The 16,067-nt window shown below is 64.1% G+C and carries 13 protein-coding genes and 1 riboswitch; of the genes, 8 read left to right on the top strand and 5 right to left on the bottom strand.

Annotated features, from left to right (window positions below):
* Positions 1–175 precede the first annotated feature (175 nt).
* The 4 genes from ACSQ16_RS09225 to dctP all read right to left on the bottom strand — a co-directional run bounded on the left by ACSQ16_RS09225 (position 176) and on the right by dctP (position 4,664).
* The gene (locus ACSQ16_RS09225; RefSeq protein WP_435988731.1) at positions 176–1,693 is read right to left on the bottom strand and encodes a malonate--CoA ligase; all 1,518 of its coding nucleotides are present in this window, start codon (positions 1,691–1,693) and stop codon (positions 176–178) included.
* A gap of 179 nt (positions 1,694–1,872) precedes the next feature.
* A complete protein-coding gene (locus tag ACSQ16_RS09220) occupies positions 1,873–3,189 on the bottom strand; it encodes a TRAP transporter large permease (RefSeq protein WP_120350810.1) in 1,317 nt (438 codons plus the stop codon).
* 1 nt (position 3,190) lies between these two features.
* The gene (locus tag ACSQ16_RS09215; RefSeq protein ID WP_007120055.1) at positions 3,191–3,685 is read right to left on the bottom strand and encodes a TRAP transporter small permease; all 495 of its coding nucleotides are present in this window, start codon (positions 3,683–3,685) and stop codon (positions 3,191–3,193) included.
* A gap of 7 nt (positions 3,686–3,692) precedes the next feature.
* Positions 3,693–4,664, bottom strand: a complete 972-nt coding sequence (gene dctP / locus ACSQ16_RS09210) for a TRAP transporter substrate-binding protein DctP (RefSeq protein ID WP_243260846.1) — start codon at positions 4,662–4,664, stop codon at positions 3,693–3,695.
* A gap of 227 nt (positions 4,665–4,891) precedes the next feature.
* On the opposite strand from dctP, the gene ACSQ16_RS09205 reads away from it, so the two are divergent.
* Complete coding sequence (locus tag ACSQ16_RS09205) at positions 4,892–6,127, top strand: putative DNA modification/repair radical SAM protein (protein WP_435988793.1); 1,236 nt, start codon at positions 4,892–4,894, stop codon at positions 6,125–6,127.
* Positions 6,127–7,557, top strand: coding sequence for a UdgX family uracil-DNA binding protein (locus ACSQ16_RS09200; RefSeq protein WP_243260847.1), 1,431 nt, complete (start codon positions 6,127–6,129; stop codon positions 7,555–7,557). Before ACSQ16_RS09205 ends, ACSQ16_RS09200 begins: the two co-directional genes overlap by 1 nt.
* On the opposite strand, the gene ACSQ16_RS09195 is transcribed toward ACSQ16_RS09200, so the two are convergent.
* Complete coding sequence (locus ACSQ16_RS09195; RefSeq protein WP_243260848.1) at positions 7,554–8,192, bottom strand: SOS response-associated peptidase; 639 nt, start codon at positions 8,190–8,192, stop codon at positions 7,554–7,556. The two genes, ACSQ16_RS09200 and ACSQ16_RS09195, sit on opposite strands and share 4 nt — an antisense overlap.
* A gap of 135 nt (positions 8,193–8,327) precedes the next feature.
* Between ACSQ16_RS09195 and ACSQ16_RS09190 the strand changes: the two genes are divergently transcribed.
* The 6 genes from ACSQ16_RS09190 to thiS all read left to right on the top strand — a co-directional run bounded on the left by ACSQ16_RS09190 (position 8,328) and on the right by thiS (position 16,065).
* Positions 8,328–9,062 (top strand): ImuA family protein, encoded by a 735-nt coding sequence (locus ACSQ16_RS09190; RefSeq protein ID WP_243260849.1) that lies wholly within the window; start codon positions 8,328–8,330, stop codon positions 9,060–9,062.
* Positions 9,010–10,497: a Y-family DNA polymerase gene (locus tag ACSQ16_RS09185; protein ID WP_243263190.1), complete on the top strand. Its 1,488-nt coding sequence runs from the start codon at positions 9,010–9,012 to the stop codon at positions 10,495–10,497. Before ACSQ16_RS09190 ends, ACSQ16_RS09185 begins: the two co-directional genes overlap by 53 nt.
* Positions 10,497–13,826 carry an error-prone DNA polymerase gene (locus ACSQ16_RS09180; RefSeq protein ID WP_243260850.1) on the top strand — a complete coding sequence of 1,110 codons (3,330 nt, stop codon included), beginning with the start codon at positions 10,497–10,499 and terminating at the stop codon, positions 13,824–13,826. Before ACSQ16_RS09185 ends, ACSQ16_RS09180 begins: the two co-directional genes overlap by 1 nt.
* Before the next feature lie 111 nt (positions 13,827–13,937).
* Positions 13,938–14,035, top strand: a riboswitch (TPP riboswitch).
* A 66-nt stretch (positions 14,036–14,101) separates the two neighbouring features.
* Complete coding sequence (thiD, locus tag ACSQ16_RS09175) at positions 14,102–14,905, top strand: bifunctional hydroxymethylpyrimidine kinase/phosphomethylpyrimidine kinase (protein WP_243260851.1); 804 nt, start codon at positions 14,102–14,104, stop codon at positions 14,903–14,905.
* Positions 14,898–15,878, top strand: a complete 981-nt coding sequence (locus ACSQ16_RS09170) for an FAD-dependent oxidoreductase (protein WP_243260852.1) — start codon at positions 14,898–14,900, stop codon at positions 15,876–15,878. Before thiD ends, ACSQ16_RS09170 begins: the two co-directional genes overlap by 8 nt.
* Entirely contained in the window at positions 15,868–16,065 is a 198-nt protein-coding gene (thiS, locus tag ACSQ16_RS09165) for a sulfur carrier protein ThiS (RefSeq protein WP_243260853.1), read from the top strand. Before ACSQ16_RS09170 ends, thiS begins: the two co-directional genes overlap by 11 nt.
* The last annotated feature ends 2 nt before the right edge of the window (positions 16,066–16,067 follow it).

The following is a 16,067-nucleotide window of genomic DNA, read 5'->3' as shown; positions in this document are numbered from 1 at the left end:
AAAAGGTCACCAAGTTCTGTAGAAATTTTCCCGATACCTCAAGCGAAACCGGGCATTAAACGCCAGTTTGTCGCAGGTTACGCGGCCAAGGCAGACCCGTGGCGGTCATGCGGGTGAAGATTTCGCGCAGGACAAATCGCGGTGTGGGGGACAGCCCCCTGCCCGCCCAAGCCCCTTAACTTGTGTGAAACAAGTCCCGGTAGGTGTCGCGCAGCACGTTCTTTTGCACCTTGCCCATGGTGTTGCGTGGCAGTTCCGGCAGCACGATCAGCTTGCGCGGCTGTTTGAATTTGGCCAGCGATGCGGCCATATCTGCGGTAATCTGATCAAGGTCCAACTCTGCATCCTTGCGCGCCACCAGCAGCGCCACCACAGTCTCCCCAAAATCGGGATGCGGCACGCCGATCACCGCGCTTTCCAGCACGCCGGGTTGGTCATCGAGCAGCAGTTCGACTTCCTTTGGGTAAATGTTGTAGCCGCCCGAGATGATCAGGTCTTTGTCGCGGCCCACGATGGTGACGTAGCCATCCGCATCGCGCCGCCCCAGATCGCCGGTGATAAAGAACCCGTCTTCACGCAATTCTTGCGCGGTCTTTTCGGGCATCTGCCAATAGCCTTTAAAGACATTCGGGCCGCGTACCTCAATGCTGCCGATCTCTCCGTCCGGGAGTATCGCGCCGGTCTTGGGGTCGGTGATCTTCAACTCCACATCGGGCAGCGGCAGGCCCACCGTCCCTGCGCGGCGCTCGCCTTCATAGGGGTTTGAGGTGTTCATATTGGTCTCGGTCATGCCGTAACGCTCTAGGATACGGTGGCCGGTCCGGGTTTCGAAATCGACATGGGTTTCGGCCAAAAGCGGCGCCGACCCCGAGATGAACAGCCGCATGTTCGCTGCAGTTTCACTGGTAAAGCGTGCGTCATCCAAAAGCCGGGTATAGAAGGTCGGCACGCCCATCATCGCGGTTGCGTGGGGCATCCGGTCGATCAGCCGGTCGATGTCGAGCTTGGGCATGAAGATCATCGCGCCCCCCGCCACCAGCGTCACATTCGTCGCTACAAACAGACCATGGGTGTGAAAGATCGGCAGCGCATGAAGCAACACGTCCCGCGCGGTGAAGCGCCACAGATCAGCCAGCGTCTGCGCGTTCGACAAAAGGTTCGCCTGCGTCAGCATCGCGCCCTTAGAGCGCCCCGAGGTGCCGGAAGTATAGAGGAAGGCCGCAAGGTCATCTGCCCCCCGCGCGACGGTCTCGAATTTATCGGAAGCCGAAGTCGCGCGATCTGCAAAGCTGCCATCGTTTTCGGTGCCCAAGGTCTCAAGCTGACAGCCTGCGGCCTTGGCCACCGGGGCCATCTCATTGCGGCGCGCGGGCTGGCAGACAAAGGCCGCCGCCCCGCTGTCAGTCACGAAATAGCGTACTTCGTCTGCGGTATAGGCAGTGTTGAGCGGCAAAAAGATCACCCCGGCCTGCACGCAAGCGGCATAGAGCGCCAGCGCATCGGCGGATTTATCGATCTGCACCGCCAGCCGGTCACCGGGCTTCAGCCCCAGCCCGGTCAATACATGGGCGAAACGCGCGGCACGGCCCAGAAACCCCGCATGGGTCAGTGTCACCCCGCCTTCGAGATGCAGAAAGGCTGTCGTCTTGCCAGCGTGACGGCCAAACAGGGTGTCATAAAGGGGGTTTGCCATCACGGTGCTCCTCGCGTGTTAGGGGTGGGAAAGCAGACTGCCGCCGCGCGGGATTACAAACGTATTACGCGGGGTAATGCAAGCGGACGCACACCCCGCTCGAGCGCATGGTGTAGGCAAATGTCGAATTATGGCAATAACTTGCAGGGCGGCGCTGATCCGCGCCGCCCTTGTGGTCGTTACCGGCCCATCAGGCTGGGCAGCCATGTCCCGATGCCCGGCAGCCAGACGATGAGGGCCAGAACGAAGAGCTTGATCAGCAAGAACGGCATCACCGAGGCATAGATTTGCGGCATGCGAATTTCCGGCGGGGCGACCCCGCGCATGACAAACAGCAGCAACCCGAAGGGCGGCGTCAGCAGGCCGATCTCCATCGTCAGCAGGTAGACCACGCCGAGGGTCAGCTCGTTGATCTCCATCGCACCCGCCAGAGGCACGAAGACCGGCACGGTGACCATCAGCATCGACACTTGATCAATGAAGCAGCCCAGAAACAGCAGGATCGCGATCATCCCCAAGAGCACCATCAAAGGCGTCGGATCGACCGCGTTGATTGCGTTGATCAGCCCATTGGTCGCGCCTGAAAAGGACAGCACCTGCGCAAAGGTCTGGCTGGCCGCAATGATGAACAGGATCATCACCGACAGCTTCAGGGTCTCCATCAAGGCGCGGCCCATCTTCTCCCAACTCAGCGCGCGGTAGGCCGCCCCGATGATCACGGCGGTGATGCTGCCAAGGGCGGCACTTTCCGTGGGCGTTGCGATCCCCGCCAGAAGCGAGCCGATCACCACCGCGAAAAGCACCGACAGCGGCAGCACATAGATCACGAAGGGCGTCCAACGTTCGCGCAGCGGCATTTCCTCATAGACATCGGGCGGCGCGACTTTCGGGTCGAGAAGGCTCCGCCCCACCACATAGGCCACGAAAAGCACCGCCAGCAGCAGCGCGGGCAAAACCCCCGCGATCAGCAGCCCGGCGATGGAGATGCCCGCGAGCGAGCCCACCAGAACCGCCAGCGCCGAGGGCGGGATCAGCATCGCAATCGCGCCCGAGGCCATGATCGGCCCCATCGCCATCGACGGATGATAGCCCCGTTTCAACATCCCCGGCAGCAGCGTGCCGCCCAGCATCGCGGTATTGGCGATGGTCGAGCCGGAAAGGGCTGCAAAGATCGTGCCGCCAAAGATCGTTACCACCGACATGCGGCCCGGAATGCGCGTCACCACACGCTCAATCGCATCAATGGCGCGATGCGCGACCCCGGTTTGAAAGAGGATCTCTCCCATCAAGATAAACAGCGGTATCGGCGCGAGCTGGAAATTCGCCACCGACTGCGCTGAGTTGCGTGCCAGTTGCAGAATGCCGCGGTCTCCGCCTAGCACGAAATACGCCCCCACGGTTGTCACGGCGATGAAGGCAAAGGCGACCGGCAGACCGATCAACAGCAAAACCGCCAATCCGCCCAGCATCAAGGTCAGTGTCAGGCCCCAATCCATGTCAAAGACCACTCAAGCTACGCTCGGCCGTTTCCGGATAGAGCAGACGACGGATAAAGATGATCGTACAAAGCGCCAGCGACAGCGGCACAAAGGCCAGCATCCACCACTCCGGGATCACGAAAGACGTGCGGATCATCGACCCACGGGCGGCAGAAGCCAGCACCGCTTGCAACCCGTACCAGCCCAGCACCCCTGCCGTCACCGCGCCAATGGCGCTGGTCAGGCGGGTCAAAGCATAGGCAGTGCGCTGCGACAGGTTGCTGGTGATCAGATCAACCTTCACATGCCCGCCGATTGACAGCACCCAAGGCGCGCCAAGGAAAGTGGCAATCATCAACGCATATTGGATTGCATCCAGCGCGCCATAGACCACCGGCAGCCCCAGATTGCGCAGCACCACGTTGATCGCGATAAACACCGCGATCACCCCGAGGATACCGGCCGAAAAGACGGCCAGCCCCCGGAGTGTCCGGTCAAACAGTGTTGAGATCATCGGGCGATCACTTGGTCATGCAGGCGCGCATCTGCTGCGCAAGATCGGCATCCACCTCTGCGACAGCGGCCCAGCCAGCATCACGCGCGGCATTGGTCCAAGCTTCGGCATCGGCCTCACTGAAGGTGATCGTCTCGATCCCCGCCTCTGCCTGCGCCGCGTATTCCGTCGCGTTGCGGTCGGCGTTGTCGTTGTTAAGCTCTTCCATCCAAGCCGCGCCCTCTTCGAGCTTGGCGCGCTGTTCGTCGGTCAGAGAGTTCCATGTGTCGAGGTTCACCAGAGTGTTCACGTCGACATTGTAAAAGCTCGGATCGACACGGTATTTCGTCTGCTCGTCCCAACCCAGATCCAACACGCCTTGGCTCGGCCAGCCGTAGCCATCGATCGCACCGCGTTCCAGCGCGCTATAGACTTCGCCCGGCGCGGTGCGCACCAGATTGGCACCCAGCTGCGTAAACATCGCCTGATAAACCGGCGTGGTGCGGATGGTCAGACCGCTGAGGTCCGGCCCTTCGACCGGCTTGGTCAGATAAAGGTGATAGCCAATGCCGTCGCCGCCATGGCCGAGGTATTTGGCGTTCATCTGCTCTTGGTGGATGCGGTCGACCAGTTCATAGCAGCCGTTCTCGCGCTGCTCTTGAATGGTGTTTTCCGCCAGATGCAGCGCATCGCCCGTGGGCAGCAGGTTCGGGTAATAGGCGGTGGTGTTGTTGGCGATATCGACCACACCGGATTGCACGGCGTTGCCCAATTCAAAGGGCGGCACGGCTTCGGGGCCGCCGATAAGATTGATTTGCACAACACCTTTGCCATTCTCATTGATCCACTCAACAAAGGATTCAAATTCGCGGCTGAAAGCGGTGCCAAGGGTAAAGGCCGACACGGCGCGTAGGGTGATTTCCTCTGCCTGGGCGGTGCTGGTGGTGGCAAGGGTGCTCACGGCAAAGAGCGCCGCGCTGAGCGTGGTCGTTGTTTTCATGGTCGTCTCCCAGTTGTTATCAAAAGCTCGCGATCTCTGCCCCGACGCCTTCGCATGCATATGCATAATATGTATCTGCATGTAATTGGTAGCGACAAGATTTCCCTACGTCAATTTAAACTCTCGCCCCCCTGCCCGCGCCTTTGCACAGGCGGGACCATGCGCAGATTGTCGCGGCATTAAGATAGTTTAATGACAGGCATGTCATGAGAACATATACAGAACGCATGGCGAAACAGACACTCGATCAAAAACTGGCGATTCTCAGCGACGCGGCGAAATACGACGCCTCCTGCGCCTCCTCCGGCTCCACCAAACGCGACTCGCGTGATGGCAAGGGGCTGGGGTCAAACGAAGGCAGCGGCATCTGCCACGCATACGCCCCCGACGGGCGGTGCATCAGCCTGCTCAAGATCCTGATGACCAATTTCTGCATCTACGATTGCAGCTACTGCATCAACCGCGTGTCCTCCAACGTGGACCGTGCGCGGTTCAGCGTGGATGAGGTGGTGAAACTGACCATTGAGTTCTACCGCCGCAACTATATCGAAGGGCTGTTCTTGTCCTCGGGCGTGATCCGCTCGCCCGATGCGACCATGTCCGACATGGTGCAGATCGCCCGCAAGCTGCGGCACGAGGAGAACTTTCGCGGCTATATTCATCTTAAGACGATCCCCGATGCCTCCCCTGAGTTGATCGAGGAAGCGGGCCGTTTGGCCGACCGCTTGTCGATCAATGTCGAACTTCCCACCGACACGGCGGTGCAGCAATACGCGCCGGAGAAGAAGCCCGAGCAAATCCGCCGGGCTATGGCGAATGTCCGGATGGTCAAGGACGCGAGCAAAGAGAAATCTTTCTCCGGCAAGCGCCCGCCCCGCTTCGCGCCCGCAGGCCAGTCGACGCAGATGATTATCGGCGCGGACGGGTCGAACGACGCCACGGTGCTGGGCCAATCGACGCGGCTCTATTCCAGCTACAAGCTGAAGCGCGTTTACTATTCCGCCTTCTCGCCGATCCCCGACAGTTCCGCCAAACTGCCGCTGATCCGCCCGCCCCTGCAACGCGAGCACCGGCTTTATCAGGCCGACTGGCTGCTGCGCTTCTATGATTTCCAACTGGACGAGATCACCTCCGTCACCCGCGACGGCAATCTCGACCTTGAGGTCGACCCCAAGCTCGCTTGGGCGCTGGTGCACCGCGAGCACTTCCCGCTCGACGTCAACCGCGCCAGCCGCGAGATGCTGCTGCGGGTGCCGGGGTTCGGGGTGAAAACCGTGACCCGTATCCTCGCCGCGCGACGGCATCGCAGCTTGCGCTACGAAGACCTGACCCGCATGGGTGCCTCGATGAAAAAGGCCCGCGCCTTTGTGACGGCAGGCGGCTGGTCGCCCGGTGGGCTGACCGACAGCGCCGACCTGCGCGCACGTTTCGCGCCGCCGCCCGAACAGTTGAACCTGGTCTGATGCAGCGGGTCTCGCTCCCCCCCATTGGTACGGCGAAAGCATGGCGCGAAGCGGCGCGCGGTTTTCTGGCCGCAGGTGTCCCGCCCGAGCAGATCCTCTGGGGCGATCATGCCGCCGCGCCCGATCTTTTTGTCGGCGAGACTGTGTCACCTAAAGCCGGGCAGGTCTCGGTCCCGCGCAGTTTTGTCTCGATGGCGGAAACGGCCGTCTGGCACAGCGACCCCGAACGCTTCGCCCGGCTCTATGCCTTTCTCTGGCGCGTGAAAGACGCGCCGCATCTGATGTCGGACCGGGGCGATGCCGACCTCGCCGTGCTGCGCGGGATGGAGAAGAACGTCCGCCGCTGCCAACACAAGATGAAGGCCTTCGTCCGCTTCCGCGAGATCGGTGACCCAAACGCCCCGCGCCGCAGCTTCGCCGCGTGGTTCGAGCCCACGCATCATACGGTGGAGCCCACGGCGGATTTCTTCGTACGGCGGTTTTCCGACATGGATTGGCGCATTTTGACGCCGGATGTCTCGGCGATCTTCGAGAACGGCAAACTCACGTTCCAAGAGGGCCACGAAAAACCCGACCTGCCCGAAGACGCGGGCGAGCAGCTATGGATCACCTATTTCCAGAACATCTTTAACCCCGCCCGCCTCATGGTGAAGGCGATGCAGTCCGAGATGCCCAAGAAATACTGGAAAAACATGCCCGAGGCCGCTTTCATCCCCCAGATGATCGCCGAGGCCCCCGCCCGCGCCCGCGCCATGGCCGAAGCGGCACCGACCCTGCCGCCGGTGCGGATGGACCGGGTGCAGGCGCAGCTTTCGGCCTTCTCATCCGCTTGGAACGGCCCGATGGAAGAACTGCCCGCCGCCATCCGCGCCTGCACCCGCTGCCCGCTGCATTGCCATGCGACCCAAGCCGTGCCGGGCGAAGGGCCAAACCGCGCCGATCTGATGGTGGTCGGTGAACAACCCGGCGATCAGGAGGATCTCGCGGGCCGCCCCTTCGTCGGGCCGGCGGGACAGATGTTCGACCGCATCGCCGGCGAGGCCGGGCTGGACCGCGAGGCGGCCTTTGTCACCAATGCCGTCAAACACTTCAAATTCACCGCCCGGGGCAAGCGCCGCATTCACCAGCGCCCCGAGACGCCCGAGATCGACCAGTGCCGCTGGTGGATGAACGCCGAGGTGGCGCAGGTGCAGCCGAAGCTGATCCTCGCCATGGGCGCCACGGCGGCGCAGAGCCTCACCGGCAAGGGCACGGGCATCCTGAAACGCCGTGGCACGATCGAGACGGGGCCCGAGGGCATCCCGGTGCTGATCACCCTGCACCCCTCCTACCTCTTGCGCGTGCCTGATCCCCGGGTGCGCGAGGAGGCCACGGCGCAGTTCCGTTCCGATTTGGCGATGGCGGCGCGGATGATGGCGGAGGCGGCTTAATCCTCGGGGTCGATGACCTGAAGGGCACCATCGGGCAGCGGGCGTTGCAGCTTTGGCAGGTCGGCGGTCTCGGCGCTCAGCCAGCGTTGCACCTCATCGGGCGTGGTCAGGATCACCGGCATCGCCTTGGGGTGCACGGCGCCGACCTCGGCATTGGGCTCGGTGGTCAGGAAGCCGAAGAGGTTATCCGTGGTCTCCCCGTCCTTGAGTTTTCGCACGCTCGTCCATTGCGTCCAGACCCCAGCAAAGAAGGCCAGCGGACGGTCCTCGCCAAGCGCGAACCAGATCGGGCGCGAGCGTTCGCCGGGGCGGTTCAGCGGCTCGGAAAAGGCGGTGAAAGGCACGACGCAGCGATGCTCCGGCACCAGCCAGCGCCGCCAATGCGGCGAGGCGATGTTGCGGATGTTGGTGACGCCGCGGTCGGTCTTCTTGCCCTTGAGCGCAAAGGCCGGGGACGGCATCCCCCACCGCATCATACTCAGCACCGGGCCGCTATCGCCGTGGCACACCACCGGGGCGGCATAGTCGGGGTAGATGCCGGGCATCGGCGGCAGGTTGCCTGTTTGGTCGTCGATGCCGTCGAACCAGCCGCGGATCGCGGCCTGCCCCTTGGTCAAGGAATAGAGATTGCACATCGGTTGGCCCCCTTGCCGTCGTCTTGGCCCATTAGATGCGGTTTTGCCCGCGCCCGGCAAGGGTCACAGGAACTTTGACAGCGCCGCAATTGATGATTTATAACTAGAACAAAATATGAACATATGGAGTCGTGCATGACAACCGATTCTACATATGGGCAGGTCCTTACCCTGCCGCGGCGGCTGCCGTCGACACCCCCCGAACCGGGGGTTCTGGCAGCACATGCGCCGCTGACGGATGTCTTTCCGGGGGCTTTTGCCACGGCCCCGGCCAGTGCCTTCGTGCTGTCGCTGCTGCCGCGTGGCAAGGGGCCGGTGCTTTGGGTGCAGGACTTTCTGTCGCGGCGCGAGAATGGGGCACCCTATACGCCCAGCTTGCGCGGTTTCGGGCTGGAACAACCGGTGCTGCTGGTCACCGTCAGCCACCCGCGCGATGTGCTTTGGACGATGGAGGAAGGGGCCGCCTGTGCGGGGCTTTCTGCCGTGATCGGCGAGGTGCACGGCGGGCCGGAGGTGCTGGATTTCACCGCCACCAAACGGCTCTCGCTTCGGGCCGAGGCCTCAAATGTGCCGCTCTATCTCATTCGCAGCGGCGATCCCGGCGGCTTGAGTGCGGCGCGAATGCGTTGGCGCATTTCCTCGCTGCCCTCACAGGCCCATCCCTACGATGCGCAGGCCCCCGGCGCGGCCCGCTGGGATTTGGAACTGTTTCGCGCGCGTGGCCATGCGCCGGGACGTTGGGTGGCTGCCCATGACCCCGACAAAAGCCAAAGCCCCCGCACCGCGGATCGTCTCCGTCTGGTTCCCTATGCTGACGATGGAGCGGTGGCGCCGGGTGATCGCCCAATACCGCAGCGTTCCGGGGGATGAGGTGCCCGTCATCCTGTCGCGCGACGGAACCCATGGGCCGGTGGTCCATGGGCTGAGCGCTGCCGCCACGATGCGCGGGATCGAGGCGGGCGCGCGGGTGGTCGATGTGCAAGCCATTCACCCCGATCTGCATGTTGAGCCTGCGGATCTGGAGGGCGATGAGGCGCTGATCCAACGGCTAGTGCATTGGGCGCGGCGCTGGTGCCCTTGGACGGCGCGGGATCAGGACCACGGCCTGCTGCTGGACGTGACCGGCTGCACCCATCTGTTCGACGGAGAGGCCGCGATGCTGCGCGACATCCGCAGCCGTTTTGCGCTACAGGGGCTGACCGCGCGGGTGGCCATGGCCCCCACCCCCGGTGCCGCGCAGGCACTGGCACGCTTCGGCTCCGGCGCGCAGATCTGCGGGGCCGAGGACGTGGCCACCGCCCTCGCCCCCCTGCCCGTCGCCGCCCTGCGGCTGGATGCGCAGACCACGCGGCTCTTGGACCGGCTTGGCCTCAAGACCATCGGCGCGCTGAGCGATCTGCCCCGCGCCGCGCTGATGCGGCGCTTTGCCAGCCTCAAGCCCGATCGCAACCCGTTGATCCTGCTCGACAAGGCCCTCGGCAAGGCCCCCAACCCGCTGAACGCCCCGCCGGACCACCGCCATTTCATAACCCGCAGCCGCCTACCTGAGCCGGTGATCGACCCCGCCCCACATCTGCCCGCGCTGGTCGAGGATCTCTGCGCACAACTGGCCAGGGCGGAACTGGGCGCACGGCGGCTGCGGCTGACCGTCTATCGCATCGACGGCGACTGGCGCGGCCTTGGGGTCGCCACCGCCCGCGCCAGCCGGGACGCCGCGCATCTGCGCAGACTGTTCGACGGCAAACTTGAAAACATCGACAGCGGCTTTGGCTTTGACCTGCTGACGCTGGAGGCGCTGGCCAGCGAACCGCTGCCGCTGATGCAAGACCACCTCGACGGCAAACGCGACCCTTCGGCGGATGTGGCCGGGCTGCTCGACCGGCTCGCCGCGAAGCTGGGCGCGGACAAGGTCAACTGGCCGCAATGGCGCGAGACCCATAAGCCCGAACGGGTGGAGCAACGTGTCGACGCCCTGCACGGCACCCCCACCGCTGCACCCGCCTTGCTGCGCGACCGCCCGCTGCGTCTGCTGACCCCCGCCGAAGAGGTGCGCGTGATCTATGCCGTGCCCGAAGGCCCGCCCTCGCAGTTCAACTGGCGGCGCGTCACCTATAAAACCACGCGCCACACCGGCCCCGAACGCATCGCGCCCGAATGGTGGCGCGACCGCCCCGGCACCCGTCTGCGCGATTACTACAAGGTGGAGGTCGAAGGCGGCCAGCGTTTCTGGCTCTACCGCGAGGGGGTGATTTATGACGGTCGCGGGGCCGAGCCGCGCTGGTTTTTGCATGGGCTCTTTGCCTGATGCCCGAGCAAGAAGGGCATAAGCGCCGAACGCTGGGCGAAGACGGTTTTGCCGCCCCGCCGCGGGCGGAATACGTGGAGTTTGGGCTGGCCAGTTGCTTTTCCTTCCTGCGCGCCGCCTCGGACGCCGTCGATCTGGTCGAGACGGCGCATCACCACGGCTACGACAGCCTCGGCATCGCGGATCACAACACGCTGGCGGGCGTGGTGCGGCTGCATGTGGAGGCGGAAAAGGCGCATGTCCGCCCCCTGATCGGCGCGCGTCTGGTGCTGCTCTGCGGGACTGAACTGCTGGCCTACCCGCAGGACCGCGCCGCCTATGCGCGGCTCTCGACGCTGCTATCGGCGGGCAAGATGCAATCGGTGGACGGCGAATGGCAGCAAAAGGGCGAGACCCATCTGACGCTGGAGATGCTGCAGGGGCATGCCGAAGGGCTGCACCTCATCGTCATGCCGCCCGAAAACCTTGATGTCTTTGCCGCTGGCCTGCCGCGTCTGGTGAAAGCACTGCCGGACATGCGGCATGTGGGCGCAAGCTTCCTTTATCGTGGCGATGACCGGGCCCGGATCAACCGCTTGGACTCACTGGCCCGCGCCCATGGGCTGAGGATTTTGGCCACCAACGACGTGCTCTACCACGCCCGCCACCGCCGCCCGCTGCAGGACGTGATGGTGGCGATCCGCGAAGGCGTGATCGTGCCGAAAGCGGGCTACCTGCTGGCCGCCAATGCCGAGCGGCACCTGAAATCGCCCGAGGCGATGGCCCGCCTCTTCACCGACTGGCCCCATGCCATCGCCGAGACGCGCCGTCTGGCGGACAGGATCACCTTTCAACTGACTGATCTGGCCTACGAATACCCGCATGAGATCGTCCCCGATGGCCGCAGCCCGATGGAGGAATTGGCGCGGCTGACATGGGAAGGTGCCGCCCGCCGCTACCCGCAAGGCGTGCCCGAGGCGGTGACCAAGACGATCGAAAAGGAGTTCGCCCTCATCGCGTCCAAAAAAATCGCCCGCTATTTCCTGACCATCTACGACATCGTGCGCTTTGCCCGCGAGGAAGCTGAACCGCCGATCCTCTGCCAGGGGCGCGGCTCTGCGGCCAACTCCGCCGTCTGCTTCTGCCTCGGCATCACCTCGGTCGACCCGGCGGTGCACAACCTTCTGTTCGAGCGGTTCCTGTCGGAGGAACGCAACGAGCCGCCCGACATCGACGTGGATTTCGAGCATGAGCGGCGCGAGGAAGTCATCCAGTACATGTACGGCAAATACGGCCGCCACCGCGCCGGGCTCTGCGCCACGGTGATCCACTACCGCCCGCGCTCGGCCATTCGCGAGGTCGGCAAGGCGATGGGGCTTAGCGAAGACGTGACCTCGAAACTCGCGGGCACGATCTGGGGCAGTTTCGAGGGCCAGATGGACGACGCCCGCACCCGCGAGGCGGGGTTGGACCTGTCAGATCCCTATCTGCGCATGGTGCTGAAACTGGCCTCCCAGATGATCGGCATGCCGCGCCACCTATCCCAACACGTCGGCGGTTTCATCCTGACCGAACGCCCCCTGACCGAGATCGTGCCCATCGGCAACGGCGCCATGCCCGAGCGCAGTTTCATCGAATGGGACAAGGACGACATCGACGCGCTGCAAATCTTCAAGGTCGATATCCTCGCCCTTGGCATGCTCACCTGTATCGCCAAATGTTTCGATCTGATCGAGGCGCATTACGACCGCCCGCTGGAACTGGCCACGGTCCCGGTGGAGGACCATGAGGACGACGCCACCGGGCGACCGACCTACGACATGCTCTGCCGGGGCGACAGTCTGGGGGTCTTTCAGGTGGAAAGCCGTGCGCAGATGGCGATGCTGCCGAAACTGCGCCCCCGCGTCTTCTACGATCTAGTGATCGAAGTCGCCATCGTCCGCCCCGGCCCGATCCAAGGCGATATGGTACACCCCTACCTGCGCCGCCGTCAGGGGATGGAGAGCGTGGTCTACCCCGCCCCTGGCCCAGCCTATCCGCAGGACGAACTCTTCAGCATCCTCAGCCGGACGCTGGGCGTGCCGATCTTTCAAGAACAGGCGATGAAGATCTCTATCGACGCGGCACAGTTTTCCCCGACCGAGGCGAACGAGCTGCGCAAGGCCATGGCCACCTTCCGCTCGCGCGGGACCATCGAAAAGCTGCAGGACAAGATGGTGGGCCGAATGACCAACCGCGGCTACGATCCCATCTTCGCGCAGCGCTGTTTTGACCAGATCAAAGGCTTCGGCGAATACGGGTTCCCCGAAAGCCATGCCGCGAGTTTTGCCAAGCTGGTTTATGTGTCTTCATGGATGAAATGCCACTACCCGGCGACCTTTGCCTGCGCGCTGCTGAACTCCCAGCCGATGGGATTTTATGCCCCCGCCCAGATCGTGCGCGATGCGCGTGAGCATCAGGTTGAGGTGCGCGCGGTTGATGTGAACTTCTCGGACTGGAACTGCACGCTGGAACCCTGCGGCGACGGTTTTGCCCTGCGGCTGGGGCTGCGCATGGTGGACGGGTTGCAGGAAAAAGCAGGCGCGCGGATCATGCACCGGCGTGATGCGCCGTTCGCAGATGTCGAGGACCTCAAGAGCCGCGCGGGCCTCGACGCCAAGGCGATCCGTCAACTGGCCGCCGCCGACACGATGCGCAGCATGGGGATCGACCGACGCCAAGCGCTCTGGCAGGCGCAAGGGCTGCGCGACGCGCCCGCCTTGCCGATCTTTGACCATGCCGAGGCCGCGGCTCAGGGGCCGGAGCTGGAAGTCACCCTGCCGGTGATGCCAAAGGCCGAACAGGTCGTGGCCGACTACCAAACCCTGCGGCTGTCGCTCAAGGCGCATCCGATGTCCTTCTACCGCTCCAGCCTCGCCGCGCAGGGGTTTGCCTCGGCCCGCGATCTGGCGCGCATGGGCCATGGGCGACGGGTCAAGCTCGCCGGGCTGGTGCTGGTGCGGCAAAAGCCAGGCAGCGCCAAGGGGGTGTGTTTCATCACGCTGGAGGATGAATGCGGCGTGGCGAACCTCGTGATCTGGCCGAATATGTTCAAGCTTTACCGCCCCACGATCATGTCGGCGCGGCTTCTGGTCGTCGAAGGGCGCGTGCAGACTGACGGACGAGTGATCCACGTGGTGGCCGATAGGTTGGAGGATCGCTCTGACCGGCTGGCGGACCTGTCGAACGCACCGATGCCCGGCATCACCACGCGGGGCGATCACCCTACCAATCCGCTGCCCGGTCAGGTGGCCATGCACGGCCATCCGCGCGACGCCAAGGTGATCCCCAGATCGCGGGATTTTCATTAACGAATTCTCATGTGATGCATGAGATATGCAGCACAACCACATGATATAAAAAGAAAACTAATAAATAACAGATCCCCTGTTGACCCTATGAACGCCCCTCGCTAGCCTGCCCGCAATCCGTTGGGGTGCCGCAAGGCTGAGAGGTGAAAAACCGACCCATCGAACCTGATCCGGGTCGTACCGGCGTAGGGAACGGAACCAAGCATCGGCCCCGCGCGGCCCGTCGTTTATCCCGTATCCACACGCCCTTGGCCCATCTGAAGAATGGGGGCCAAATGGCGTTTCAAGCACTGACGATTGCGGGTTCCGACAGCGGCGGCGGGGCGGGGATTCAAGCCGATCTCAAGACCTTCAGCGCGCTTGGCGTTTACGGGGCCAGCGTGCTCACCGCCGTGACCGCGCAGAATACCCGCGCGGTCACTGGGGTCGAGATGATCTCTCCCGCAATGATCCGCGCACAGATGGCGGCGGTCTTTGATGATCTGGCGATCGGTGCGGTGAAAGTGGGCATGTTGGGCGATCCTGAAACGATCACCGCCGTAGCTGAGGGGCTGGCGGGCTGCGCCGCGCCTGTGGTGCTTGACCCGGTGATGGTGGCAAAATCCGGCGATGCGCTGCTCTCTGCCGAGGCGGTGGCGACACTGCGTGACCGGATGCTGCCCTTGGCCCATTTACTAACGCCAAACCTGCCCGAAGCCGCGCGGTTGCTGGACACGCAAGAAGCCACCGATGAGGCCACCATGTTGGAACAGGGCCGCGCCCTGCTCTCTGCCGGTCCCGGCGCGGTGCTGATGAAGGGTGGGCATGGCAAGGGGCAGACCTGCGTCGATCTGCTGATCACCGCGGATGAAACCCTGCGCCTTTCCGCGCCCCGCCAGCACACCGCCAACACCCACGGCACCGGCTGCACACTTTCCGCCGCCATCGCCGCGGGGCTGACGCGGGCGCAGACGTTGCCGCAGGCCGCGCAGGCCGCCCATGCCTATCTGCAACGCGCCATTGCCGCTGCCGACACCCTCAACATCGGCAGTGGCCATGGCCCGGTGCATCATTTCCACGCGGTTTGGCCCCATGAGTGACGTCACCATCATCGGCGCGGGCGTGGCCGGGCTCTGGGCCGCTCGGGCCTGTCTGGCGCAGGGGCTGCGGCCAAGGCTCGTCGACCGCAAAGGCACGCCCGGCCCGCATGGCTGCTCATGGTGGGCGGGCGGTATGCTCGCGCCCTTCTGCGAAGGGGCGCTGAGCGAGCCTGCGGTGGTGACCCACGGGCGACGTGCCGCGGTGCTGTGGTCTGAGATTACCGAGGTCACCCATAGGGGCACGCTGGTCCTCGCCCCGGAACGTGACCGCGCTGAGATCCAGCGGTTCGCCGACCGGACCGACGGCCACAGCACTTGCGACGCGGAGGCCATCGCGGCCCTAGAACCGGACCTCGCAGGGCGTCATCGGCGCGGGCTGTTCTTTGCCGAAGAAGCGCATCTGAACCCGCGCCAAGCGCTGCATGATCTGTCCGAAACGCTCACCGCCCAAGGAGTGAAGGTCGAGACCACGCCCCTCACACCTTCGGAGGTCACAGGCCCGGTGATCGACTGCCGAGGCATGGCCGCCAGCGCCGACCTGCCCGGCCTGCGTGCGGTGCGCGGCGAGATGATCCTGCTGCGTGCGCCTGAGATCACCCTCACCCGCCCGATCCGCCTGCTGCACCCGCGCCACCCGCTTTATGTGGTGCCGCGTGGCGACGGACTTTACATGCTGGGCGCGACCCAGATCGAGAGTGCCAGCCGCGCCAAGATGACGGCTCGGTCGGCGCTGGAATTGCTCTCGGCGGCCTATGCGCTCGACCCGCGCTTTGCCGAAGGGGAGATCGTCGAGATGGGCGAGGACCTGCGCCCGGCCTTTGCCGACAACCTGCCCGGCATCGTGCAACGCGGTGCAGTGCTGCACCTTAATGGATTGTTTCGGCATGGATTTTTGATGGCTCCGGCCTTGGCCGAACAAGCGGCGGCCTTTCTTGCAACAGCGACAACGGGGGATTTATTTCGTGAAAATTGAAGTGAACGGCGAAGCGCGTGAGGTCGCGGCCGCGCAGCTTGATGCGGCATTGGTGGAGCTTGGCTGGGGCGAGGCGAAAGTCGCCACCGCGCTCAACGGCAGTTTCGTCCCCGCAGGCGCGCGGGGTGCGACGACGCTCAGCGACGGCGACCGGCTCGAAGTGCTCAGCGCCATGCAGGGGGGCTGAGC

It is taken from the genome of Sulfitobacter sp. SH24, assembly GCF_965641895.1.
Classification (GTDB): domain Bacteria; phylum Pseudomonadota; class Alphaproteobacteria; order Rhodobacterales; family Rhodobacteraceae; genus Sulfitobacter; species Sulfitobacter dubius.
Note: the sequence above shows the minus strand (reverse complement) of the source record. Positions and strands in the feature narration are given on the sequence as shown.